This is a genomic window from Eubacterium sp. CAG:161, assembly GCF_000432355.1.
In the GTDB taxonomy this organism is placed as follows: domain Bacteria; phylum Bacillota; class Clostridia; order Lachnospirales; family Lachnospiraceae; genus Eubacterium_G; species Eubacterium_G segne.
Map to the genome: position 1 here is coordinate 1 of NZ_HF991853.1, position 25,640 is coordinate 25,640.

Here is a 25,640-nt window from a genome sequence, read left to right on the forward strand (position 1 = left end):
TGCATATTGTAACCTGCATGGATTATGGAAATGCTAAAAGAATTTATACATATTAAGGATACAGAATAACATAAATTCAACAGTAGTATATGTAGAATAAAAGAATATTTTCTTAATTTTTCCACATAATAACTCCAAAGCTTTTATTTAGCAAAACGGGATTTTGCCAGACATAAGAAAAAGCAAAATCACTATAAATTTGATAATGGAGGAAAAGTGGGTATATGAAAGCAACAGGTATAGTCAGAAGAATAGACGATTTGGGAAGAGTTGTAGTTCCTAAGGAAATCCGACGGACTCTTAGAATTAGAGAAGGTGATCCCATGGAGATTTTTACTAATAGAGAAGGAGAAATAATTCTGAAAAAATATTCTCCAATAGGTGAAATTGACAGTTTTGCCAAGCAATATGCGGAAAGTCTTGCACAGGTGTCAGGATATCGTATAGTGATAACTGACAGAGATCAGGTAATTGCCGTAGCAGGAGGAACCAAAAAGGAATTAATAGGCAGAGGAATTAGTAAGAAATTAGAAAATCTCTTAGAAGCAAGGGAAAATCTTACCACAGAAAATGGAGTTGAAAAGGCTATACCAATAGTTGAAGGTATGGAAGCACCTGAGATGGATCAGATTATTTATCCAATAATATGTGAAGGTGACATAATAGGAAGCGTAATCATTCTTTCAAAGGATGAAAAGCAGAAGGTAAGTGTCACGGAGCAGAAGTTAGCAGGAGTGGCGGCTGAATTTCTCGGACGCCAGATGGAAGCATAAAATATTATAAAAGCCCGAAATTGTTATAAACCTAGTAAAGACTAGAAAATACTATTGTAAATAACAGTTTCCGGGCTTTTATTTGCAATATAAATAATAAGGAGTAATTGAAAAAAATAAGTGATAACAGCAAAAAATATTAAATTGACAAAAATATTTATAAGTGACAAAATACCATTAATAATAAACGTGACAGGAGTGTATATTTACACGGAAAGGATGAAAATATGTATATTGCAGATGAAAAAAGATATGAAAAAATGAAGTATTCAAGGTGCGGAAACAGTGGATTAATGTTGCCACAGGTTTCTCTGGGACTATGGCATAACTTTGGTTCTAACGGAAATTTTGATAACATGACAGAAATGTGCTATACCGCCTTTGACAATGGAATAACTCACTTTGATTTGGCTAATAACTACGGACCTGTAGCAGGAGCGGCAGAAGAGAATTTTGGAAGAATATTAAAGAGAGGGCTTGATGCATACAGAGATGAAATAATTATTTCTACCAAGGCAGGATACGGTATGTGGCATGGACCTTACGGTGATGGGGGAAGTAAAAAATATCTTGTGGCAAGTCTTAATCAAAGTCTTAAAAGAATGGGACTGGATTATGTTGATATTTTTTATCATCACAGACCTGATCCTAATACGCCTTTAGAGGAAACAGTGAGAGCCTTAGACGGAATTGTAAAAAGCGGTAAAGCTTTGTACATAGGTATTTCAAATTACAATAGAGAACAGACCATGGAAGCTGTTAAGCTGTTTAACGAATATGGAACACCTTTTATAATAAATCAGAGAAGATATTCCATTTTTGACAGAACAATAGAAAATGACGGATTAAAAGATTATGCTGCTTCTAATGGAATAGGAGTAATAACATTCTGTCCGTTAGAGCAGGGAGTATTAACAGACAGATATATTAACGGTATCCCTGAGGACAGCCGTGTCCGTACAGATGGACGTTTCCTTAAAGAAAATGCCATAACTGAAGAAAAAATAAACAGGGTTAAGGCATTAAGAGGAATTGCAGCAAAAAGAGGACAGACTTTAGCGCAAATGGCATTATCATGGATTTTGAGAGATGGTGATATTACCAGCGTGCTAGTAGGAGCTTCAAGACCGTCACAGATTCTTGATAACATTGGATGTATAAATAATACAGAATTTTCCAAGGAAGAAAGAAAAGCTATTGATAATATAAGTTTAATGTAATTAGCATAATAAATAACTAAAAAATAGTATTCGGAAATTAAAGACTTTTTAAACTTTAGTTTCATGAATACTATTTTTTTACCTTTAACATAAAAACGATTTTAGTAAAAATATCTATAAAAATTATTAAAAAACAGTAAAATTTTGATAATTTACCTAAAAATATTCTATTTTTTCTAAAAAGAAATGAAATTATAATAAAGTTAGTCAATAAAGACAGGGAAAAAACAACAATATTAACAAATAGGAGGAATATTAAGATGAGAAGATCAAAGTTTTTAACAGTTTTAGTTGCAGCAGCCCTTGGAATGTCAATGGTAGGCTGCGGATCATCAGGAGGAAGTTCAGGAGGAACTTCAACCGGTTCAGTGGCAAATAAGGATAAGCCATTATGCTGGTTTAACCGTCAGCCGTCAAACAGCTCCACAGGCGCTCTTGACACAACAGCACTTAATTTCAACAAAGATACATATTATGTAGGATTTGATGCTAACCAGGGTGCAGAACTTCAGGGACAGATGGTATTAGATTACATTAAGGCAAACATCGACAAAATCGATAGAAATGGAGACGGAATAATCGGTTATGTTCTTGCCATCGGAGATATCGGACACAATGATTCAATCGCACGTACATGTGGTGTTCGTACAGCTCTCGGAACAGCTGTAAAGAAAGACGGAAGTGTTGATTCATCACCGGCAGGAACCAACGTAGACGGCAAATCAAAAGCTGTACAGGATGCAACTTTGGAAGTTAATGGAAAGACATATACAGTCAGAGAGTTAGCATCACAGGAAATGAAGAATTCAGCCGGTGCAACATGGGATGCAGCAACAGCAGGAAATGCCATTGGAACATGGACAGCTTCATTTGGCAAACAGATTGATGTAGTTGTATCAAATAATGATGGTATGGGAATGTCAATGTTTAATGCATGGGCTAAGGACAACAAGGTTCCAACATTTGGATATGATGCTAACAGCGATGCAGTAGCAGCTATAGCAGAAGGATACGGCGGAACAATTTCACAGCATGCTGATGTTCAGGCATACCTTACACTTAGAGTTCTCCGTAATGCACTTGATGGTGTAGATATTGATACAGGAATTGGAACACCTGACGATGCAGGAAACAGCCTTACAAAGGATGAAGATTACAGATACAGCGAAGAAGAAAGATCATATTACGCATTAAACGTTGCTGTAACAGCTGACAACTACAAAGATTTTACAGATTCAACAAAGATTTACGACAAGGTTTCAAAAAAGCTTGATTCAAGCAAGAGCGCAGAAAAGAAAGTATGGCTTAACATTTACAATGCATCAGACAACTTCCTTAGCTCAACATACCAGCCATTACTTGAAAAGTATGATGACCTTCTTAACCTTAAGGTAGATTATATTGGTGGTGACGGACAGACAGAATCAAATATTACTAACCGTTTAGGAAATCCGGGTGAATATGATGCATTCGCAATTAACATGGTTAAAACAGATAATGCAGCTTCATATACATCAATTCTCTCAAAATAGAGTTAAAGGTAAATTGAAATAATTAACAGGAAGGGTGGCGAAATAAAGCCTCCCTTCTTTGAAAAAGAAAGAGGAAGTGTAGATATGGTGGAAGATAAGAATGAATACATCCTGTCGATTAACGGCATGAGTAAATCATTCGGCCGAAATAAGGTTCTGAAACATATTAATTTGAATGTTAAACCGGGATCAATAATGGGCCTTATGGGTGAAAATGGAGCAGGTAAATCGACAATGATGAAATGTCTCTTCGGAACCTATCAAAAGGACGAAGGAACAATAATATTAGACGGAAGGGAAGTTAATTTTTCCGGTCCAAAAGATGCTCTTGAAAACGGGGTTGCCATGGTTCATCAGGAACTTAATCAGTGTCTCGAAAGAAGCGTTGTTGACAACCTGTTTTTAGGCAGATATCCTAAAAACTCATTAGGCATGGTTGACGAAGGAAGAATGAAAAAAGAAGCTTCCGATTTATTTAGAAAATTAGGAATAACTGTTAATATGACACAGCCAATGAAGAAAATGTCTGTGTCCCAGAGACAGATGTGTGAAATTGCAAAGGCTATTTCATATAATTCAAAGGTAATCGTACTTGACGAGCCTACATCATCATTAACAGCACCGGAAGTAGAAAAGCTGTTTAAAATGATGAGACAACTAAAAAGTCAGGGAATTTCATTAATATATATATCCCATAAGATGGACGAAATTTTTGAGATATGTGATGAAATTTCTGTTTTACGAGATGGAAGTCTGGTAATGACTAAGGACAGCAAAGATACAAATATGAATGAGCTGATATCGGCTATGGTTGGTCGTTCCCTAGATAACAGATTCCCACCTGTAGACAACAAACCGGGAGAAGTGATTTTCTCAGTGGAAAATCTTTCTACAAAATATGCACCAAAACTTCAAAATATTTCTTTTGATATAAGAAAAGGTGAAATATTTGGATTATACGGTTTAGTTGGAGCCGGTCGTACAGAACTCCTTGAAACTATATTTGGTGTCAGAACACGAGCAGCAGGTAATATAATGTATGATGGAAAAGTAATGAATTTTTCATCACCTAAAGATGCCATGGATCATGGATTTGCTTTAATAACGGAAGAAAGAAAAGCAAACGGTCTTTTCTTAAAAGGAGATATTACATTTAATACTACCATTGCAAACATGAATCATTATAAGAGAGGCATTGCTTTATCAAAGGATGACATGGTTCGTGCAACAGCAGAGGAAATAAAGGTAATGCACACCAAGTGTATGGGACCTGATGATATGATTTCAAATCTTTCAGGAGGAAATCAGCAAAAAGCAATATTTGGTAAATGGCTTGAACGTTCACCAAATGTATTTATGATGGATGATCCTACCAGAGGTATTGACGTTGGCGCAAAATATGAAATATATGAGTTGATTATTAATATGGCTAAACAGGGAAAAACAATAATAGTTGTTTCATCTGAAATGCCGGAGATATTAGGAATCACAAATCGTATTGGCGTAATGTCTAATGGACATCTTGCAGGAATAGTTAATACAAATGAAACAAATCAGGAAGAATTATTAAGGCTTAGTGCTAAATATTTGTAGGAGAGAGGAGTATTTAATATGGCAGAGAAAGGTGTTATTCTTTCGGTTGATGAAGAACAAAAGCTTCTTAAGCCGATAGATGAATATGTTGGAAAAATACAGAAACAAATAGATTCCTTACGTGCAGATGGTTCAGATAAAGTCAGAAGTTTAAAGAACCACATGGCAATTGTAAAGGAAAACAAGAATTTAACTAAAGAAGAAAAGGCAAAAATTATTGAAAGTGACAAAAAGGCTTTAGAAAAGGCAAAGGCAGTTGAAAGCTCAAACAAGAATGAAGTTTCAAAGCTTATTGCCCAGGCAGAAGAATATCTTTCAAAAAATTATGACAGCCAGTATTACAGTAAAGTTTCAGCTAGTTGTGAAAGTGAAAAAGCAGTTGAAAAAACAAATTATGAAAAAGTTTGTGCTGAATTAAAAAAGGAACATGAAGCTGCTTTAAGCAAATTATCAGATTCAGAAGAAATTAAAGACGAAAAATATGTTTATAAAAATAAATTATATGATGCTAAGATGACTCATGAATCAAAATGTCAGGAAATTAAAGACAGAAAACATGATGCATATATGCATAAGTATCATTTAATTGATTTGCTGCGTACATCAAAGTATACATTTGCCCAGAAGATGCAGCAGAGAATGGAGAATTATAAATATACATTTAATTTATCACAGTTTTTATACAAAAACGGTTTGTATATTGTAATTATTTTGATTTTTATTGCATTATGTGCAATTACACCGGTAGTTAAAAATACACAGCTTCTTACATACACAAACATACTTAATATTTTACAGCAGGCATCACCAAGAATGTTCTTAGCCCTTGGAGTTGCAGGATTGATTCTTTTAACAGGAACAGACCTTTCTGTTGGACGTATGGTTGGTATGGGCATGGTTGCTTCAACAATTATAATGCATAATGGCATTAACACAGGTGGTGTATTCGGACATATATTTGATTTCTCCAATATGGCACCTGCTGGAAGAGCAGTATTTGCTTTAGTTGTTTGTATTATTCTTACAACATGCTTTGCAATGATTGCAGGTTTCTTTATGGCGAAGTTTAAGATGCATCCGTTTATATCAACTATGGCTAACATGCTTATTATATTTGGTCTTGTAACTTATGCAACAAAGGGTGTTTCATTTGGTGCCATTGATCCGGCAATTCCAAATATATTTATTCCACAACTGGGAGGATTCCCAACAATTATTTTGTGGGCAGTAGTTGCAATAGCAGTTGTATGGTTTATCTGGAATAAGACAACCTTTGGAAAGAACTTATTTGCAGTAGGTGGAAACCCTGAAGCAGCATCAGTTTCCGGTATATCAGTATTTAAAGTTACAATGGGAGCTTTCATTCTTGCAGGTATCCTTTATGGATTCGGTTCATGGCTTGAATGTAACAGAATGGTTGGTTCCGGTAGTGCAGCTTACGGACAAGGATGGGATATGGATGCCATTGCAGCCTGCGTAGTAGGTGGTGTTTCATTTACAGGTGGTATTGGTAAAATCTCAGGTGTTGTAACAGGTGTTCTTATATTTACATCTCTTACATATTCACTTACAATTCTTGGAATTGACACAAACCTTCAGTTTATTTTTGAAGGAATCATTATTCTTGCAGCAGTAACACTTGACTGCCTTAAATATGTACAGAAGAAATAATGGAAAAGTAATAAAATTTTTTTAATGATAAATGCTAAAAGTCGTTCTGATTGTCTAAGGGCAGTTAGGACGATTTTAGCATTAATTATTTTATTTGATTTAATTGTTTGTTATAATAATTAAATAGAAATACAGGATAAAATAACTATTAAATAAGGAAAGTATTATGGATAAATATAAAGTCATTCTAGTAGATGATGAAGAAGAAGTTATTGATGTAATTAAACAAAAAATAGCATGGGACCAGCTGGGATTTCAGGTAGTTGGCAGTGCAACTAATGGAGTAAAGGCATTAGAGCTTGTTGAAAAGACACAGCCGGATGTGGTTATTACTGACATTAAGATGCCTTTCATGGATGGCCTTGAGTTATCTAAAAGGCTTAATGATGATTACAGAAATATTCACATAATTATATTTACGGGATTTGATGAATTTGAATATGCAAAGGAAGCAGTTCATCTTGAGGTTGAAGAATATATGTTAAAACCCATCAATTCTCAGGAATTAACTGAATGTTTAAAAAGAGTCAAAAATTCATTAGATGTAGAAAGAGAAGAAAAATTAAATGTTCAGAAACTTGAGAATTATTTTAATGATGTACTTCCAATACTTCAGACCAATTTATTTGTTTCGTTAATTGAAGGAAGAGTTGACGAAGGGGAATATTCAAAATTTGTGGATTCATATAAAATTGATTTTAGGGGGCCATATTATTGTTGTGCGATTTTCCATACATCTACCCATAATGTTCCTGAAAATATGGAACCATTGTTACTGTCTATGTCTGTTGAAAGGGAAATAAAGGAAAGAATTGCCGAAAGACTAAATTGCAGGGAATTTATTTATTTAGGAAATACGTTATTAATTGTAGAATTAAGTTCTAAAGAAAAAATGGTGGAATTTACGGATATTTGTGACAAATTCTGCAAATGGGTAAACAGGGTTATCGGTGCCGTGGTTACAGCGGGTATAGGCAGAATGTGTGATAATATATTAAACATAAACAGTTCTTATGAAGGAGCAAGAGAGGCAGTATCATACAGGGTTTTATATGGAACCAACAGGGCAATTAATATAGAAGAAATTGCACCTAATGAGCAAAACATGACTATACAGTCAGAAGATTCAAAAATGCATGATTTATTTAAGGCAATATATTTAGGAAACAGTAAATCCATAGAAGATGCAGTTAGCAGGGAAATAGAAAAATTACACAAAAATGCTAATACAGTCAGCCAGTATAATTTAGTAATAATGGAAATGGTAGGGGCATTTTACAGATTTTGTGCCAACAACTTTATGGACTTTAACGACTTTTTAAATGGAATAGATAATCCTTATGAAAATGTTCCTCAAATGGACGAAAACACCTTGGAATCATGGTTAATTGACTGTTCATTAGGTGTAAGCGGGAAATTAAAAAGTGTCCGAAACAGCAAGTCAATGAGTTTAGTAAATGACGGAAAGAACATAGTAAGGGACAGATATATGGAACCGGATTTATCCTTAGATAAAGTATGTTCTTTAATGGGAGTATCAAATTCATATTTTTCATCTGTGTTTAAAAAGGAAGTAGGTAAGTCCTTTGTTACATATCTTACAGATTACCGAATGGAAATTGCTGCAGGATTAATAATGGATACAAATGAAAAAAGCTACAAAATAGCTGAAATGGTGGGATATACCGACGCCAATTACTTCAGTTATGTATTTAAGAAAAAATATGGAGTATCTCCATCTAAATATAGAAATGAGAAATTAGGTAAATAATTACGGGAAATATGGCAATAGTGGATAAAATAAAAAAAGCAGACGGGAAAAATAAAAAAGGCGGCATAAGGTCTTTTCGTGAAGGAACGGTGAGATTTGATATTCAGTCTATTATTATGGCAGTTTTAACCACATTAACGATTATTACTACTATAATTATGGGACTGCTTATTTATAACAGATTTAAGATTTCAGCGGAAGAAACCTCTGTGTCCGGTGCAGAAGACATTATAGATAGTGTAGTAGATAAAATAGACGGAGACCTTCTTGAAATTAGGCAGATCTCAAATGTGGCAAATTATAATATTGTTCAGCAATATGATGTATCAGACCAAATGCTTAATAAAGAGTTTAGTTTATTATATGAAATTAATTCGGACAAAATACAAAGTATGGCATTATATGATACTTCCGGAAAGCTTATTGCAGCTGAACCTGTAGCATCAGAGAAAGAAAATGCCTATGTAAAACAACAGGATTGGTTTTCCAATGCCACAGATGAAATTGAAAACATCCATTTTTCCACACCCCACATACAGAATTTATTTACCGACGGAGCTTTTAAATATTACCGGGTGGTATCCCTAAGCCGTTCCGTAGATATTAATGATGGGGAAACGCCGGTTAGTGGTGTCTTACTTATAGATATGAAGTATTCCATTATAGAAGAAGCTTTAGATAGAATTAATGAAGATACAAATGGAATATATTATTATTTGTGCAACAGCGATGGAGAATTAATTTATCATCCAAGAAAGGTGGAAATAGACAGGGGAATTATTTCGGAAGAAAGTACCCGGATTGCAGGCTATGAAGATGGAACCTATGAATTAAATCTCAATGGAGGCAGGGCAAATTATATTATAAGTAGTATTGCCTATACAGGATGGAAAGTTGTGGGTGTGGTTCCTGATAAAATTCAGACAATAAGCATAAATAAATTCAGGTATTACGTTATCATAACCATTATTTTCTTAATTATGATGCTTCTTGTGGTAAACAAAATAGTATCGGGAAAAATATCCAGACCTATATTAAATCTTAATGATTCAGTAAAATCCTACGAGGCAGGGGGTAAAAACAGAATATACATTGGAGGTTCCTCGGAAATCAGGGATTTAGGATATTCAGTACAAAAATCCTATGAGCAAATTGAGGACTTAATGAAGGAAATCATAAGACAGCAAAATGAACGAAGAAAAAGTGAAATGGATGCCCTACAAAGCCAGATTAATCCTCATTTCTTATATAATACATTGGAGTCCATCACATGGATGGTTGAAGCCGGTAAAAACAAAGAAGCGGTATTTATGATTTCTGAGCTTGCCAAGTTACTTAGAATAAGTTTGTCAAAGGGAAGAACCATAATTAAAATATCTGATGAATTACAGCATAGCAAAAGCTATATGAATATACAGATGGTAAGGTATAAGGAAAGATTCAAAATCAGATTTGACGTGGATGATGAAATTAACGACTATTGTATTGTCAAACTTGTTATACAGCCGATACTGGAAAACGCCATATATTATGGTGTGGGAGACATTGATATAGATGACGGCGAAATAGTTGTTACAGGTAAAAAAATAAATGACGATATATTTATAACCGTGGAAGATAACGGAATGGGAATGAGAGAGGAAGTAGTTGAGAATATACTTAAGGATAATAGTAAAACCCCTAAGCATGGTTCAGGAGTAGGGGTTATAAACGTTCATTCAAGGATTAAATTAATGTTTGGAGACCAATATGGCTTAAGTGTAGAAAGTGAAGCAGACGAAGGAACAAAAGTTACCATTCACATACCTGCAATTCCTTTTAATGAAGAAAACAGAAAAAATCTGGAAAATCAAAACATAGGAAGGAAGGATGAAAATGAAAAAAAATAAGATGGCCTTTCTCATTACGGAAATAATATTGTGTATGTTGGCAGTATTATTCACATATAGAATATTTGACCATGAAACACCGGAAAAAAAGATTGCAGTTATTGTGGAAAATTCCGGTGATAAAAACTGGGATGCGTTAATAAATGGTTTAAAAAGTGCGGCAAAAGTTAATAACTTACATTTAATTATATGTAACACAGATGATATTTATAGCTTTCAGGACGAAAAGGAACTGATGAAAGAACAGATTGACAATGGGGCAGAGGGATTTATTATCTGTCCGGCTCCCGGATCAAACACAAAAAATGAAATAAAGAAAATCTGTGGCGATATTCCATTTATATTTATAGTGGAAGATGCTTTTATGGGAGATGACGGGGAAAAATCGGGTTATCCTGTAATTAAGCCTGACAATTATAAAATTGGTTACAAGTTAGGAGAAAGCATTGTTAATGATTCAGCCAGAGGAAAAACAAAGGAAATAGGAGTTATTTTAGACCAGCACGAAAAAGAAAAAACTGTCAACACATACAAAGGTTTTATGGATGCCATAGAAGATTCAGATATTAAGGTGGCATGGACTTACAGTGGAATACGGGACCAGGATATTTGCAGCATTGTGAAAACCAAATCAAAGGTAGATTATCTGGTGGCAATGGACAATTATTCCTTAGATGAATTGGGAGCAAACAGTGAAAACGGGGTGTACAATGGGGCACAGATATACGGTATAGGCAGCAGCGAAAAATCCATAAGTTTGTTAGATAACGGAAATGTAAATTGTATTGTTGCTATTGATAGTTATGATATAGGTTATAGAAGTGTTATGGAAATTTCTAAAAAGCTTAACAAATTATTTTATGAAATGAAAAGTTACAATGTTAAGGTAAAAGTAATTTATCAGAAAGATTTATTTACTGATGAAATGGAAAGGTTTTTATATTCTTATGAGTAAAATAAATAAGAAGGCAGTTATTGCATTTGTAATGGGAATTGTACTTATATGTACCGCTACAGGATGTAGTCAGAAGAAAAAAAGCAGAGATGACTTTTTAAAGGTGGGTATAGTTACATATACTCAGGATGATCCTTTTATAAATGCAATGGTAGAAAAGGTTAAGGAAGATTTAAAGGCCATGGAAAGTGATGACATGAAGATAATTGTGTCAGGAAGAAATGGCGATGATGACCAGAGAAATCAAAATGAATTAGTTGAAGAAATGATAGATGCAGGATGCGATATAATGTGTGTCAATTTGGTGGACAGAACTGCACCGGGGAAGATTATTAAGCTTGCCAGACAAAATAACATACCTATAATTTTCTTTAACCGTGAGCCTGTAAGGGAAGATCTTATGCAGTGGGACAAGCTATATTATGTTGGTTGTGCTGCAGAGCAGTCAGGAGTTATGCAGGGAGAAATCGTTGCAGATTATTTGGCGAAACATCCGGATGTGGATAAAAATAAAGACGGCAAAATACAATATGTTTTATTAGAGGGTGAAGCAGGACATCAGGATGCCATAAGCAGAACAGATTGCTCAGTAAAGACAATTATACAAAATGGAATTGACTTGGAGAAATTAAGCTATCAGTTTGCAGATTGGAACAGAGGTCAGGCGGAAAACAGAGTTACCCAGTTAATAAGTCAGTATAAAAACAGAATAGAACTGATTATTTCCAATAATGATGAGATGGCATTAGGAGCCGTTGCCGCATACAAAAAATCCGGGTACGGAAAGAAAGAGATGCCTATAATATTTGGAATTGACGGGTTAGAGGATGCTTTAGAGGCAATAAAAAACGGGAAAATGCAGGGAACAGTGTACAACGATAAAGAAGACCAGGCTATGGAAATAGCAAAATTAGTGGTTGATGTTTTTAAAGGAAACAGTTTGCAAGGTCACAACTTAAATCAGGGCAAATATTATGTTTCCCAGTATAAAAAGGTAGATATTGATAGTGTAGATAGTTTTATAGGAAGATAAGGAGCACAGGAGATTTATATGGAGGATACATGGATTAGGGAGTTTTATAATGAAACAGACCCGGAAGCAAGACTGGAAATTTTAAATGACCATAAATTAGAAGATGAAATAGGGCTTTTTATGGAAAAATTATGGATTGCCAGGTACGGAAAAAGAAAGCCTAAGAAAGATTTGTTTATGGGTTATCTTATGCAGATGAAAAGTCTGTCTGAAAGAAATGCAATGGATATAGGGGGAAGCAAAAAGAAAGAGCTATATGAAATTATCAATGGATTATACCTGTTTAATGCCTGTGAAAGAAGCACTAAGGAGCAGGAAATTTTGTTTCTTGAAATGAAAAATGTATTTTTAAAGTTTATAGAAACCAGTAAAAACGGAAGGGGATTTACATCTGCTGTGTTTGGTCTGGGGCAATTATCTGATGAAGGAGTGGCAAAAAAGATTGCTGAACAAATAAGTGCAATTGCCTTTTATACCCCTCATATGTTTCACTTAGACAGGGAATTTGAGATTTTTCAGAATGCAGCCTTATCTGCATACAGAGAAAAGTACCCTAACAGGGAACATTTTCTTACAAAATAAAATTTGTTTATGAGAAGGAACTATCCCTTAAATTAATATAAAAAGCATTTAAAAGGATAGTTCCGGGAGGATATTATAAGGTGTTTATAAATTTTTTAAAGGATGTAAGTCCGTCAGGGGTACACTTATAAACACCGGCATCTTCTAAAACTTTTATGAAAACTTTTCCTATTTCATCCTGTAAAACGGAAAATATATTATCACATGTTATGTCATTTCTATGGGTCAGAATGTCTTTGACCCATTTTTCGTGCTTTGCTATGTGACTGTTTGAGGAAATGTCCTTTTCATTTATTATATAATTTGCCAGCAGATTCATTTCCTCTTTAAGCCTTGATGGAAGAACTGCCAGTCCCATTACTTCTATAAGCCCGATATTTTCCTTTTTAATATGGTGTAGCTCCTCATGAGGGTGGTATAACCCAAGAGGATGCTCTTTAGTAGTAATATTATTTCTGAGAGTTAAATCCAGCTCATATTTACCATTTCTAAAACGGGCAATTGGGGTAATGGTATTGTGAAGCCCGTTGTCTGTTTTGGCAAAAATATAAGCATCACTGTCAGTGTAACTACGCCATTTATTAAGAATGTGTTCAGCTAAGTCTATAATATCTTCAGTGGAATCTGAAGTAAGTCGTATAACTGATAAAGGCCATTTTAATATGTCACAGGAAACATTAGGGTATCCCTCTACATTAAATGAATATAAGGATGAAGCCCTTGCCATGGCAAAAGTATAATTTCCTCCCTGAAAATGGTCATGGCTTAGTACGGAGCCTCCAACAATTGGAAGGTCTGCATTAGAACCAATAAAATAGTGAGGAAACATTTTAACAAAGTCAAAAAGCTTTACAAAGGTGGATTTGTCTATCTTCATAGGAACATGCTCACCATTAAACACAATACAGTGTTCATTGTAGTACACATAAGGGGAGTATTGAAGATACCACGGGGTACCATTAAGAGTTAAGGGAATAATCCTGTGATTTTCCCGGGCAGGGTGGTTTACATGACCTGCATAGCCCTCATTTTCCTTACAAAGAAAACACTTAGGATAGTCAGAGGACTTAACATTCTTTGCAGCAGCAATTGCCTTAGGATCTTTTTCAGGTTTGGATAAATTAATGGTAATGTCTAATTCTCCGTAATCAGAATTAACTTTCCACTTTAAGTCTTTTGCAATTCTGTCTAAACGAATATAATTAGTATTGCAACTGAAATTATAGTAAAAATCTGTTGCAGCTTTAGGGGATATTTCATAATGCTTTTTAAAATTCTCCTGAACCTGTGAAGGCATAGGAGTGATACAACCCATTAATTTAGTATCAAATAAATCCCTGTAGGTTATGCTGTCAGGTATGAGATTTTTTTCTACTGCAATATCAGTTAAAGACTTAAGTATCTCATTAAGAGGGGGAAGGTCATTATCTATATCAGGATTTGAAAAATAATCCCTGTTATATAATGAAATAATAGTATTTATGCAGTAATATTTATCCGCCTCTTTAATTAAATCTTTCCTTATTCCGTAAGTAACTAATTGTTTAATATATGTATCTAACATACTTTGGTACCTCCCACGTTTCTAATGGATAAAATATGACAAGAATCAGTTCCAAAAACTTTTTCTATATATTTTTTATATTCATCAACAATACTGTTTTTTACGAAAACCTGAATGGTTCCGGCAAATCCACCGCCGTGAACACGGCACACACCGTCGTCACCCAAAAAGTTTTCCGTAAGGGTAAGTGCCAGGGAAATAGGCTGATTTGTGGCTTCCTTTGGAGAATAAATATTTTGAAGAAGTTTATAAGAAGAATCTCCGGATTCCTTTACAGTGTGCAAAAATTCCTCAAACTCGTAATTCTTTAATGCCTTACTTTCAACCTGAACACGTCTGTTTTCGTTAAAGAAATGAATTGCCCTAAGAATTGCTCTTGAGCTGACTTTTTTAGAAAGCACGGGAATTTCATTAAAAAATTCCTCACTATTTATTTCACCTAACAAATTTTTACCCATGGCAGCGGCAACTTCCTTCATTTCATAAGGAATGCTGGCATAATCATCTGTTAAATCAGCATGGGAACCCTTTGTGTCCACGATACAAAGAGAATATCCTTCTTTATTCAGGTCAAAATTAACCTGTTCTATAACAGGGTTTTCCGGATCCTTAAAATTAATGTGAACAAAATTACCTACTGAACATGCCATCTGATCCATTAATCCGCAAGGCTTTCCAAAAAACTGATTTTCAGCATACTGACCGATAATGGCAATATCCACAGGAGAAATGGTCATGTTGTTAAAAAGCCCTGAAAGAATAGTGCCTATAAGGGTTTCAAATGCAGCAGAAGATGAAAGACCTGCACCGTTTAACACATCACTGGTTATGCAGGCGTTAAATCCTCCGATTTTAAAGCCGTGATTAGTAAAACCATTTAATACCCCTTTAATAATGGAAGTTGTAGTGCCTTCTTCCTCTTTGTTGTAGGAAATATTATTTAAATCAATTTCTATAGGTGCATATCCTATGGAATATATATTAATCTTATTATGGGAATTGTTAGAAACTATAGCTATGGCATCAAGATTGATGGAAGCAGCAAGAACCTCGCCATGCTGGTGGTCTGTATGATTACCGCCTACTTCCGTTCTTCCTGGAGCACTGTATATTTCAACGTCTGTGTCACCAAACAAAGAAATACTTTTATTAATCATATCAGTATAACGTTTTCTCTGATAATTAATGGCTTCCCTATTGTCCGGGTAAAGCTTTATCAATACATCGTCAAATTCTTTATTTTCAAATTTTCTTAATATTTCTCCTGAGTTAATCATTTTGTACCTCCGAATCTATCCTTTTTAGTAAATATATAATAAGTTTAGTAAAAAATCAACACTTTCACGAAAATATTTACTAAATTTTTAAAAAAACTAGTAAAATTTATAAAAATAATATATACTTGTAAAAGATGTAATACATAACGTGGAGGTTATATATGGCAACGATTAAGGATATAGCTGAAAAATCAGGAGTAAGTGTATCGGCAGTGTCAAGAATACTTAACAATGATCCTACATTATCAGCTTCATTAGAAACTAAACGGAAAGTAATGAAAGTGGCAAAGAAGCTGGGGTATAAAAAAATACCCAAAGCCAGCAAAGCCCTGTTTAAGCTGGGAATTTTGCAATGGTTTTCACCAAAGCAGGAAATGGAGGACAGTTATTACTTAGATATTAGAAGAGGTGTAGAAGATTTTTGCCTGAAAAACAGCGTGGAAATAGTAAGAACCTTTAAAACTGATGTTAATTACCTGGAACAGTTAGAAAGTGTCGACGGACTAATATGCATTGGAAAATTCAGTGATATTGAAATAAAGGAATTAATAGAAATAACAGATAATATAGTATTTTTGGATATGCCTGTTAAAAATTATCTGGCATCTTCCATTACAATGGACTTTAAAAAGGCTGTTTATGATGTTATGGAATATTTTGAAGAATTGGGACATAAACAGGTGGCATTTTTAGGAGGAATGGAATATCTGGATGAAAATACGGAATTTGAAGATGACAGAAAAAGATATTACTGTGAATTTTGTGAAAGTCGTGGATATGAATATGAAAAATGGTTAAAAACAGGTATGTATTCCGTAGATTCAGGCTATGAAATGATGGAGGAAATAATAAAATCCGGAGACTTGCCTACCGGGGTATTTGCAGCCAGCGACCAGATTGCCATAGGAGCCATAAAGGCACTGGGAGATTATAAAATTAATGTACCGGAAAGGGTGTCAGTTATGGGATTTGATGATTCAGACATATGTCGTTATTCCACACCGGAGCTTGCCACGGTACATGCTCCTGCATATGAAATGGGACAATATGGTGTAAATATTTTGTTCGCAAATTCCAATTTAAGCCGTAATGCACCCATTAGAATAAAAATGGCATGTAAACTTGTTAATAGAAAAAGCTGTGGAAAGGTAAAATAGTAAAATGAAAAAAGAAGAGTTTGGAAGGGTATCAGACAATACAGTTGCAACGTTATATACGTTGGAAAACAAAAATGGAATGAAAGTGAAAGTCACGGATTTTGGGGCAACTTTGGTTTCCATAGAAGTTAAGGACAAAAATAATGTTTTAACGGACGTGGTTTTAGGCTACGACAGTGGGGCGGAATATGAAAATTCTGATACATTTTTTGGAGCAAACGTATGTAGAAATGCCAACAGAATATCAGATGCCAAATGCGTGATAGAGGGTGTAGAGTACAAACTTGAAGCTAATGATGGAAAAAATAATCTTCATAGCGGAAAAAACTGCACTGCCCATAAAATGTGGGAAAAATGCGGGGAAGAAAATGAAAACAGCATATCTTTCAAGATATTAAGCAGGGATATGGAACAGGGATTTCCCGGAAATATGGAGATTATCCTTACATATACACTGTTAGATGATAACACCCTTAAGCTGTCATATAAGGCAAAAACAGATAAAACAACAGTGGCAAATTTTACAAATCATTCCTACTACAACTTAAATGGTCATAGCAGTGGCAGTATATATAATCATGTACTAAAACTAAATGGAAAATATTTTACCCCGGTGAAATCAAAAGAATCCATACCTACCGGTGAAATTAGAAACGTACAGGGTACACCATTTGATTTTACAAAGGAAAAAAAAATAGGAAAGGATATTCACTGTCAGGATGAACAGCTGGCATTTGGAAGTGGATATGACCATAATTTTGTTATAGATAAAGAAGGCAATGAGTTAGTAAAGGCAGCCACAGCTTATGGCGATAAGTCGGGAATTGTAATGGAATTATATGCAGACACTCCGGGAATACAGTTATATACTGCAAACTTTGTGGAGAATGAATTAGGGAAAAATGGGGCAATATATCAGAAAAGAGAAGCTTTTTGCTTAGAACCTCAATATTTTCCAAATCACATAAATGAAAGGAATTTCAAATCGGGAATATTGTTGCCTGATGATGAGTATCATTTGAATATACAGATGAAATTTTACACAAGGCAGAAATAAGGGAAAACCCCATAAAATAGGCAGTTTTCCTTGACAAAGGATATTAAATAGAGTATAAACTTTATAGATGATGAGAGAAGAATCTCATTAATAATCAAGATAATTATCAAGGAGGAATAACGATGAACAAGACAGAATTCGTAGCAGCTATCGCAGAAGAAGCTGGAATTTCAAAGACAGACGCAGCTAAAGCAGTTAAGGCTTTCACAGACGTTGTAGTAGAAGAAATGAAGAAAGGTGAAAAGATTCAGTTAGTTGGATTTGGTACATTTGAAGCAGCTGAAAGACCTGAACGTCAGGGAATCAATCCTGCAACAAAGGAAAAAATCACAATTCCTGCAGCTAAGGTTCCTAAATTCAAAGCTGGTGCAGCTTTAAAGAACGCTCTTAACTAATTTGTAATATATAGATTTTGAAACACATCAGGTGTTTCGAAATCGTAGTTGACCAGCCATGAAATGGCGTGATTTGCGAAGCAAATTTATGAAACGGTAATCCTACACCGTTTCGTAAGTTATAGTTATTGAAAGCATTGCGTACTTACAACTTTTGTGAGTACGCATTTATTTTTTTTATTATATTTACATTAAAAAAAAGGAGGCACAGAAATGAGAATAGATAAATTTTTAAAGGTATCAAGAATAATAAAAAGACGTACAGTTGCCAATGATGCATGCGATGCCGGAAGAGTTTTAGTAAACGACAAGGTGGTTAAGGCATCCTATGATGTTAAGGTAGGTGACATTATACAGATACAGTTTGGACAAAGAACCGTAAAGGTAGAGGTGTTAAATTTAAACGAGACGGTAAAGAAGGAAGCCGCTTCAGAAATGTATAAGGATTTAAGCTGATAAGGCAACTTAAAAGCATAAATTATGTTATTGTGAATATATTGTCCTATAAGAAATTTGGGGTGGTTATCCTATGGAACAAAGTAATATATCAAAATCTCACAAACTTTCAATGGACAATAGAAAACGCCTTACCCTTACAGGCATAAAAGATGTTGTATCCTTTGATTTAACCCAGATTCTGTTAGAATCAACCTTGGGAATGATTCATATTAAGGGTAGTGACATTAAGGTTACAAGACTTAGCCTTGAAAAGGGAGAAGTAGATATTGAGGGAACGGTAGACAGCATTGTTTATTCAGATGTTAAGGATTATGGAGAAAAAGGAAAATCCATTCTTAAAAGGATGTTTAAATAATGAGCGGGCAGATAAGTGAAGAGGCAATGCTTATACTTATGAGCATTTATGGGGGAATTGTTTTAATAATATGCTACGATGTAGTGCGGATATTAAGGCGGATATTTCCTGCAAAGCTGTTTAGGGTAATAGTTGAAGATGCCATTTACTGGACTTTTGCATCAATATTTATGTTTAACATATTTTTAAGATACAATTATGGAAAACCACGTTTTTTCTCTGTGATTATGGCTCTTGGCACCATGGCGGTTTTTGAATGGATTATTGGCAGGAAAATTATAGATGCTTTAGCATTAAGAATAAAAAAACTTGGCAGAATTTTAGCAAAGCCATTGAAAAAGTTATGTAAAGTGGTTAAACTTATATTTTATAAGGTAATTAAAAATATAAGAGCAAAGAAGGAAAAAAAGAATGCCGGAAGAAAGTGGAAGAAGAGCCACGTCAAGGCTAAACACCATAAGGCAAAAAAGAATAAAGAGTAAAAGAATGATACTTTCCATATCTTTTGTGGTAGTTGCTTTTTGTATAGTAATGGGCATACAAATGTACAACCAGTACAAAACCTTAAATGAACTAAAAGCACAGGAAAGCAAGCTACAGAAGAAGTATGAAAAGGAATTACAGCTGTCAGAGGAACTAAAGGAAAGAGAAGAATATGTAAAGACTGACAGTTATATAGAAGAGATGGCAAGGAAGTTAGGATTGCTTTATCCTAATGAGGTTATTATAAAGCCGGAAGAATAAATTAAAAGGTTTCGAGGATGTTACTAATTAGCAGCCCTTGGAACCTTTTTAAGTTGATGTCGAAAATTATAAGGATTATCAGCCTTTATTTTGACAAAAAAAAACTTTGACAGGGGGTATACTTTCTTGTGTAAAAAATAAGCAAGGAGGGAGTAATGAGCCGAAAAATACTCAAATTATTTTTTCTACTAATGATAGGAGTGGGAACCTGCATAGTCCCAATGCTTGGATTTTTTCCTATAGCAGAAAGCTACTACAGTGCGCTATGCATAGTAAAATTTTTACCTTTTGTGGCATGGCCCATAATGGTAGTTACTATATTTAAGTGGGGGGGATTATTAGCAGCAATAAAATATGGAACAATGATGGCAACAACAGGCTTGTGTGTAAGCGGATATAAAAAAGGAGTGGCCGAATACAATCCATATATTGCAGCGGTAATAGTATCTATAGTAGCAACGGCTGTGGAAGCAATGGACTGGGCTATGAATGGAATGGTTAAGCGGGAGTTATATGGATTAGTTCCTATAGTAATGCTTACATGGTCAACCACCATAATATTTACATACTTTGTAAAAAAGGTTATGTATTATTACCCAAGAGACAAAAATTATCCCGGAGATTACAAGAATCTGGAAAATGAAAAGAATGAGGGAATGATAAGAACATCTGAGGCTTTTAAAAGTCTGGCAACGGAAATAAAGAAAATGTCAGCCTTTGAGCGGAATCAGGAAATTCCTATGGAGGGGGTAATTGAGAGAGAAATTGAAGGAAATATATGCAGAGGGTGTGAAAATGGGCAGATACAGTATTTGGAAAGGGCCAGATTGAATTATCTTTGGTACAACAAAATGTTGGAAACCAGGGAGGCAATGGCGATACAGCTAAATGAAATGGCAAAACTTTTGGAGTATTATACCAAACCCATGTATGATGAAACAAAGGTTTTGTTTGGAATGAATGACTATTTAAAGCATAAGCTAAGAGAAAGAAAAATACTTACCAGAAAAATATCCATTAATGAAAATGGAAAAGGACGGCTGGAAGTTCGCATGATGGCAAAGAAAAGGGCTAAAGGAGACATAAAAGTAGAATTAATGGAAAATGTTGTGTCTGAAGCCTTAGGAAAGAAAATGCGGGCATCTAAGGAGAACATAATGGATTTAAGAGAGGATTTTAGTCAGTATTGTTTCTTTGAGGAAGTTAATTTTATGACAATTAGCGGAACAGCAAGAAGAACAAGGGAAGATGAAGAATGTTCCGGGGATAACTTTACAGTGATGGAAATGAATACGGGACAGACATTTATGAGTATATGTGATGGGATGGGCTCAGGAAAGAAAGCCAAACAATACAGTGAGATGATAATTGATATGCTTGAACATTTGTCTGAAAGCGGTTTTTCTGAAAGTACGTCACTTAAACTGATTAATTCAATACTTCTTGCAGGAAATCAGTGGCAGGAGCCTACTGCGGTGGATATGGCATTAATAGACCAGTATTCCGGTATTTGTCAGTTTCTAAAACTGGGTGCGGCGTGCACATATATTAAAAGAGGAAGCTGGGTGGAATGTATCAAATCCACATCCCTTCCCATGGGAGTGTTTCAGGAGGTGGATGTAGAGGCAATAACAAAAAAATTATATGATGGAGATTTTGTAATAATGATTTCGGATGGCATTGTGGATGCCCTGAAATGTGAAGATAAGGAGGAGGCAATGGGACGTTTGATTATGGAAATAAATACTTCAAGTCCAAGAGAAATGGCATTACATATTTTAAGCAGGACACTGGCAATGACAGATGGAATCCCGAAGGATGACATGACGGTGCTTTGTACCGGGATATGGGAAAAAATTGGAGGAGGAGGAAACTAAATGAACGAAGTTCATTTATAGGAATGTTTCCGACGAATTGCCGCTGACCGAAGGGAGGGGGCGTTACATTATGTAGGAAACTAAATGAACGAAGTTCATTTATAGGAATGTTTCCGACGAATTGCCGCTGACCGAAGGGAGGGGGCGTTACATTATGTAGGAAACTAAATGAACTATATATATTTGACAGAAAAACCACCATAAAGTATATTAGAAATATGGTTGAAAAGGTTTTTAAATTTATAAAAGAAAATAGAATATTTGACAGTGGAGACAGCGTCATACTGGGAGTTTCAGGAGGCGCTGACTCCATTTGTATGCTTACAGTTTTATGTAAACTAAAACATAGATTAAATCTTAAACTTTATGTGGTACATGTTAATCACGGAATAAGGGGAGGGGATGCCCTGGAAGACGAAAACTTTGTGAAAGAATTTTGTGAAAAGGAAAATCTCTCTTTTTTTCCATACCATATTAATGTGCCTGAAATAGTAAAGAAAACCGGTATGTCGGAGGAGGAAGCCGGCAGAAGGGAAAGATACAGAATTTTTTATGAGCTGGCAAATGAACTAAAGGCTGATAAAATCGCAGTGGCACACAATTTAAATGACAATAGTGAAACAATACTGTTTAATATGTTCAGAGGCACGGGAATTAAGGGAATGACAGGCATTCCGGTACAAAGGGACAAAATTGTAAGACCACTTCTTTGTGTAACAAGGGCAGAAATTGAAGCATATTTAGACAGTTTAAACATTAGTTATTGTATGGATATAACAAATAAATCTACAGAATATACAAGAAATAAAATCCGATTGGAGCTTTTGCCCTATATAAAAGAAAATATAAATAAAAAAGCTGAATATAATATTGTAAATGCGGCTGAAAAATTAAGTGAAATTAATGATTATATGGAGCAGCAGGTTGATGCAGAATATAAAAAATATGTAAAGGGTAATTTAATTTTAAATGAGGGAGAATTTCTCCATCCCGCTGTTAAAAATCAGGTTATAAGGCGGGTTATTGAAAATCAGGCAGGCTGCCTTAAGGACATAATGGATGTTCATGTAAGGGACGTTGCCACATTATTTAAAGGTCAGGTTTCAAAAAAAATAAATCTTCCTTATAATCTTATTGCAGTAAAGGAATATGACGGAGTTATAATAAAAAAAGCTGAAAATAAACAGCAGGATTTCAAGGAAAAAGTCCTAATTGATAAGGGCAGGATTTTTAAAGACGACACAGTAGAAATTGTTAGTGAAAATAATGGATTTAACAGGGAAAATATAAAGGAATTAGTATATACGAAATGGCTTGATTATGATAAAATAGATAAGTTAATTCTGAGAACAAGAGCTAAGGGTGATTACATTGTAATTGATGATAACGGCAGGAAGAAAAAACTCAAGGAATATTTTATTAATGAAAAAATAAAAAAAGAGGATAGAGATACCATGCCGCTGTTAGCTGACGGAAACCATATTGTGTGGATTCCGGGATATAGAATCAGTGCATATTATAAGGTTACACCGGAAACAAAGAACATTATAAGAATAAATTATAAAAATAAGGAGTAATACTATGAGACACAAAATAGCAGAGTACATTAGTGAGGAAAAGTTAGACAAAAGAATCAGGGAACTGGCAGCTCAGATAAGTAAGGATTATGCCAAAAAGGAAATAAGATTAATTTGCATTTTAAAGGGAAGTGTTTTTTATACATGTGAACTGGCAAAGAGAATAACAGTTCCGGTAACACTGGATTTTATGAGTGTTTCAAGCTACGGCTCAGGAACTGAAAGCTCAGGAACCATTACAATTAAAAAGGATTTAGATGAAAGCATTGAAGGTCTTGATGTTATTGTTGTGGAAGACATAATTGACTCAGGAAATACATTAAGCAGACTTATTCCTATGTTAAAAGAGAGAAAGCCTGCAAGTCTTAAGGTTACTACATTGTTAGATAAGCCGGATAGAAGAGAAGTAGATGACGTAAACGTTGATTACGTAGGATTTGAAATTGAAGACAAATTCGTAGTAGGCTATGGTCTTGATTACGATCAGAGCTACAGGGATTTACCATATATTGGAATAGTAGAATTATAATACATTTAAGGAGGCAGATTTGAACACATTAAAAAGGGGTAGTCTTTCAAAGATATATATTGTGGTTCTGATATTAGTTATTGGATACGTACTTTATAATATCTGTGGAGGTCTTATAACCAGCGACTATAAATACAAAGATTTCTTAAATGACATGAAAAATAAAAATGTCAGTGAAATCACCATAAAACAGAATAAGGAAATTCCTACAGGAAAGATTATTGTTAAATTAAAAAATGACGAAACAAAAAGTGTTTATGTTTCAGATGTAAATAAAGTATCTGATGATATTGAGGAAATCAACAATAATGTTGGAACAGACATCCGACCTTATTTAGAGGATGTAAGCAGGGACAGCATTTTTCTTACAACTGTTTTGCCAATGATTCTTTTAGGAGTTGTGGTATTAATTGTTTTTATGATGATGAACGCCAACGCTAATGGTGGCGGTGGTAAAATGGCTAACTTTGGAAAAAGCCGTGCAAAGATGGTTATTGATATCAAAAACATGGATTTCTCAAAGGTTGCCGGTTTAGAAGAAGAAAAAGAGGAATTGGAAGAAATAGTTGACTTCCTTAAGAATCCTAAAAAATACATTGATCTTGGGGCAAGAATCCCTAAGGGTGTACTTTTAGAGGGGCCTCCGGGAACAGGTAAAACTCTTTTGGCTAAAGCAACTGCAGGAGAAGCAAAGGTTCCGTTTTTCACTATTTCAGGTTCTGATTTTGTGGAAATGTTTGTAGGTGTAGGTGCATCACGAGTAAGAGATTTATTTGCGGAAGCAAAGAAAAATGCACCATGTATTATATTTATTGACGAAATTGATGCCGTTGCAAGACGACGTGGAACAGGTATGGGTGGTGGACACGATGAACGTGAACAGACACTTAACCAGATGTTAGTTGAAATGGATGGTTTTGGTGTTAACGAGGGAATTATCGTTATGGCTGCAACAAACCGTGTGGACATATTAGATCCGGCTATTTTAAGACCGGGACGTTTTGACAGAAAAGTTATGGTTGGAAGACCTGACGTTAAAGGAAGAAAAGAGATTTTGGAAGTTCATGCCAAGAATAAGCCTATTGGTGACGATGTTGATTTACAGCAGATAGCACAGATCACATCAGGATTTACGGGAGCTGATCTGGAAAATCTTTTAAATGAAGCTTCAATTCTTGCTGCCAAGGAAGGAAAGGCATTTCTTACCCAGGAAGAAATTAACAAGGCAATGATTAAAGTTGGAATTGGTAAGGAAAAGAGAAGCAAAATTATATCTGAAAAAGAAAAGAGAATTACTGCATACCATGAATCAGGTCATGCAATTCTTTTCCATGTACTTCCGGATGTGGGACCTGTTCATACAGTTTCCATTATTCCTACAGGTGCAGGGGCAGCAGGTTACACTATGCCTCTTCCGGGAAAAGACGAAATGTTCTTAACAAGAGGAAAAATGATTCAGGATATTATGGTAAGTTTAGGCGGACGTATTGCTGAAGAACTTATTTTAGATGATGTTACAACAGGTGCATCTCAGGATATTAAGCAGGCTACGGCTACGGCAAAAGCCATGGTTACTAAATACGGATTTTCAGAGAAGCTTGGACTTATTAATTACGATGACGATTCAGAT

23 protein-coding genes are annotated in these 25,640 nt (G+C 34.8%); 21 read left to right on the top strand and 2 right to left on the bottom strand.

Going from position 1 to position 25,640, the window contains the following annotated elements; translation table 11 throughout:
• Positions 1–224 precede the first annotated feature (224 nt).
• The 10 genes from spoVT (at position 225) to Q5O30_RS02305 (ending at position 13,019) form a co-directional block, all read left to right on the top strand.
• A complete protein-coding gene (gene spoVT, locus Q5O30_RS02260) occupies positions 225–773 on the top strand; it encodes a stage V sporulation protein T (protein WP_021952140.1) in 549 nt (182 codons plus the stop codon).
• A 227-nt stretch (positions 774–1,000) separates the two neighbouring features.
• Positions 1,001–1,993: an aldo/keto reductase gene (locus tag Q5O30_RS02265; RefSeq protein WP_021952141.1), complete on the top strand. Its 993-nt coding sequence runs from the start codon at positions 1,001–1,003 to the stop codon at positions 1,991–1,993.
• A 260-nt stretch (positions 1,994–2,253) separates the two neighbouring features.
• Positions 2,254–3,525 carry a substrate-binding domain-containing protein gene (locus Q5O30_RS02270; protein ID WP_021952142.1) on the top strand — a complete coding sequence of 424 codons (1,272 nt, stop codon included), beginning with the start codon at positions 2,254–2,256 and terminating at the stop codon, positions 3,523–3,525.
• Between the two features lie 84 nt (positions 3,526–3,609).
• Positions 3,610–5,118 (top strand): sugar ABC transporter ATP-binding protein, encoded by a 1,509-nt coding sequence (locus Q5O30_RS02275; protein WP_021952143.1) that lies wholly within the window; start codon positions 3,610–3,612, stop codon positions 5,116–5,118.
• A gap of 18 nt (positions 5,119–5,136) precedes the next feature.
• On the top strand, positions 5,137–6,789 hold the full coding sequence (locus tag Q5O30_RS02280) for a branched-chain amino acid ABC transporter permease (RefSeq protein ID WP_021952144.1): 1,653 nt from the start codon (positions 5,137–5,139) through the stop codon (positions 6,787–6,789).
• A gap of 166 nt (positions 6,790–6,955) precedes the next feature.
• Complete coding sequence (locus Q5O30_RS02285) at positions 6,956–8,560, top strand: response regulator (RefSeq protein ID WP_021952145.1); 1,605 nt, start codon at positions 6,956–6,958, stop codon at positions 8,558–8,560.
• 11 nt (positions 8,561–8,571) lie between these two features.
• Positions 8,572–10,449, top strand: coding sequence for a sensor histidine kinase (locus Q5O30_RS02290; RefSeq protein ID WP_021952146.1), 1,878 nt, complete (start codon positions 8,572–8,574; stop codon positions 10,447–10,449).
• Positions 10,436–11,404 carry a substrate-binding domain-containing protein gene (locus Q5O30_RS02295; protein ID WP_021952147.1) on the top strand — a complete coding sequence of 323 codons (969 nt, stop codon included), beginning with the start codon at positions 10,436–10,438 and terminating at the stop codon, positions 11,402–11,404. Before Q5O30_RS02290 ends, Q5O30_RS02295 begins: the two co-directional genes overlap by 14 nt.
• On the top strand, positions 11,397–12,437 hold the full coding sequence (locus Q5O30_RS02300) for a galactose ABC transporter substrate-binding protein (RefSeq protein WP_021952148.1): 1,041 nt from the start codon (positions 11,397–11,399) through the stop codon (positions 12,435–12,437). Before Q5O30_RS02295 ends, Q5O30_RS02300 begins: the two co-directional genes overlap by 8 nt.
• An 18-nt stretch (positions 12,438–12,455) precedes the next feature.
• Positions 12,456–13,019 (top strand): DUF6553 family protein, encoded by a 564-nt coding sequence (locus Q5O30_RS02305; RefSeq protein ID WP_021952149.1) that lies wholly within the window; start codon positions 12,456–12,458, stop codon positions 13,017–13,019.
• Between the two features lie 73 nt (positions 13,020–13,092).
• On the opposite strand, the gene galT is transcribed toward Q5O30_RS02305, so the two are convergent.
• Positions 13,093–14,583 carry a UDP-glucose--hexose-1-phosphate uridylyltransferase gene (gene galT, locus Q5O30_RS02310; RefSeq protein ID WP_021952150.1) on the bottom strand — a complete coding sequence of 497 codons (1,491 nt, stop codon included), beginning with the start codon at positions 14,581–14,583 and terminating at the stop codon, positions 13,093–13,095.
• Complete coding sequence (locus Q5O30_RS02315; RefSeq protein ID WP_021952151.1) at positions 14,577–15,860, bottom strand: galactokinase family protein; 1,284 nt, start codon at positions 15,858–15,860, stop codon at positions 14,577–14,579. Before Q5O30_RS02315 ends, galT begins: the two co-directional genes overlap by 7 nt.
• A 161-nt stretch (positions 15,861–16,021) precedes the next feature.
• Here Q5O30_RS02315 and Q5O30_RS02320 point away from each other — a divergent pair, with 161 nt between their 5' ends.
• The 11 genes from Q5O30_RS02320 to ftsH all read left to right on the top strand — a co-directional run.
• Positions 16,022–17,017, top strand: coding sequence for a LacI family DNA-binding transcriptional regulator (locus Q5O30_RS02320; RefSeq protein ID WP_021952152.1), 996 nt, complete (start codon positions 16,022–16,024; stop codon positions 17,015–17,017).
• Between the two features lie 4 nt (positions 17,018–17,021).
• On the top strand, positions 17,022–18,074 hold the full coding sequence (locus tag Q5O30_RS02325) for an aldose epimerase family protein (RefSeq protein WP_021952153.1): 1,053 nt from the start codon (positions 17,022–17,024) through the stop codon (positions 18,072–18,074).
• 122 nt (positions 18,075–18,196) lie between these two features.
• Positions 18,197–18,469, top strand: coding sequence for an HU family DNA-binding protein (locus tag Q5O30_RS02330; protein WP_021952154.1), 273 nt, complete (start codon positions 18,197–18,199; stop codon positions 18,467–18,469).
• A gap of 213 nt (positions 18,470–18,682) precedes the next feature.
• Positions 18,683–18,925, top strand: a complete 243-nt coding sequence (locus tag Q5O30_RS02335) for an RNA-binding S4 domain-containing protein (RefSeq protein ID WP_021952155.1) — start codon at positions 18,683–18,685, stop codon at positions 18,923–18,925.
• A 73-nt stretch (positions 18,926–18,998) separates the two neighbouring features.
• Positions 18,999–19,283, top strand: coding sequence for a sporulation protein YabP (gene yabP / locus Q5O30_RS02340; RefSeq protein WP_021952156.1), 285 nt, complete (start codon positions 18,999–19,001; stop codon positions 19,281–19,283).
• A complete protein-coding gene (gene yabQ, locus Q5O30_RS02345; RefSeq protein WP_021952157.1) occupies positions 19,283–19,765 on the top strand; it encodes a spore cortex biosynthesis protein YabQ in 483 nt (160 codons plus the stop codon). The genes yabP and yabQ overlap by 1 nt, the downstream gene beginning before the upstream one ends.
• A gap of 4 nt (positions 19,766–19,769) precedes the next feature.
• Positions 19,770–20,027 (top strand): septum formation initiator family protein, encoded by a 258-nt coding sequence (locus tag Q5O30_RS02350; RefSeq protein WP_021952158.1) that lies wholly within the window; start codon positions 19,770–19,772, stop codon positions 20,025–20,027.
• 155 nt (positions 20,028–20,182) lie between these two features.
• The gene (locus Q5O30_RS02355) at positions 20,183–21,904 is read left to right on the top strand and encodes a SpoIIE family protein phosphatase (RefSeq protein ID WP_021952159.1); all 1,722 of its coding nucleotides are present in this window, start codon (positions 20,183–20,185) and stop codon (positions 21,902–21,904) included.
• Between the two features lie 218 nt (positions 21,905–22,122).
• Positions 22,123–23,481 (top strand): tRNA lysidine(34) synthetase TilS, encoded by a 1,359-nt coding sequence (gene tilS, locus Q5O30_RS02360; RefSeq protein WP_021952160.1) that lies wholly within the window; start codon positions 22,123–22,125, stop codon positions 23,479–23,481.
• Between the two features lie 4 nt (positions 23,482–23,485).
• On the top strand, positions 23,486–24,010 hold the full coding sequence (gene hpt / locus Q5O30_RS02365; RefSeq protein WP_021952161.1) for a hypoxanthine phosphoribosyltransferase: 525 nt from the start codon (positions 23,486–23,488) through the stop codon (positions 24,008–24,010).
• Between the two features lie 19 nt (positions 24,011–24,029).
• A partial coding sequence (ftsH, locus tag Q5O30_RS02370; RefSeq protein WP_370553100.1) for an ATP-dependent zinc metalloprotease FtsH occupies positions 24,030–25,640 on the top strand: 1,611 nt, incomplete at its 3' end.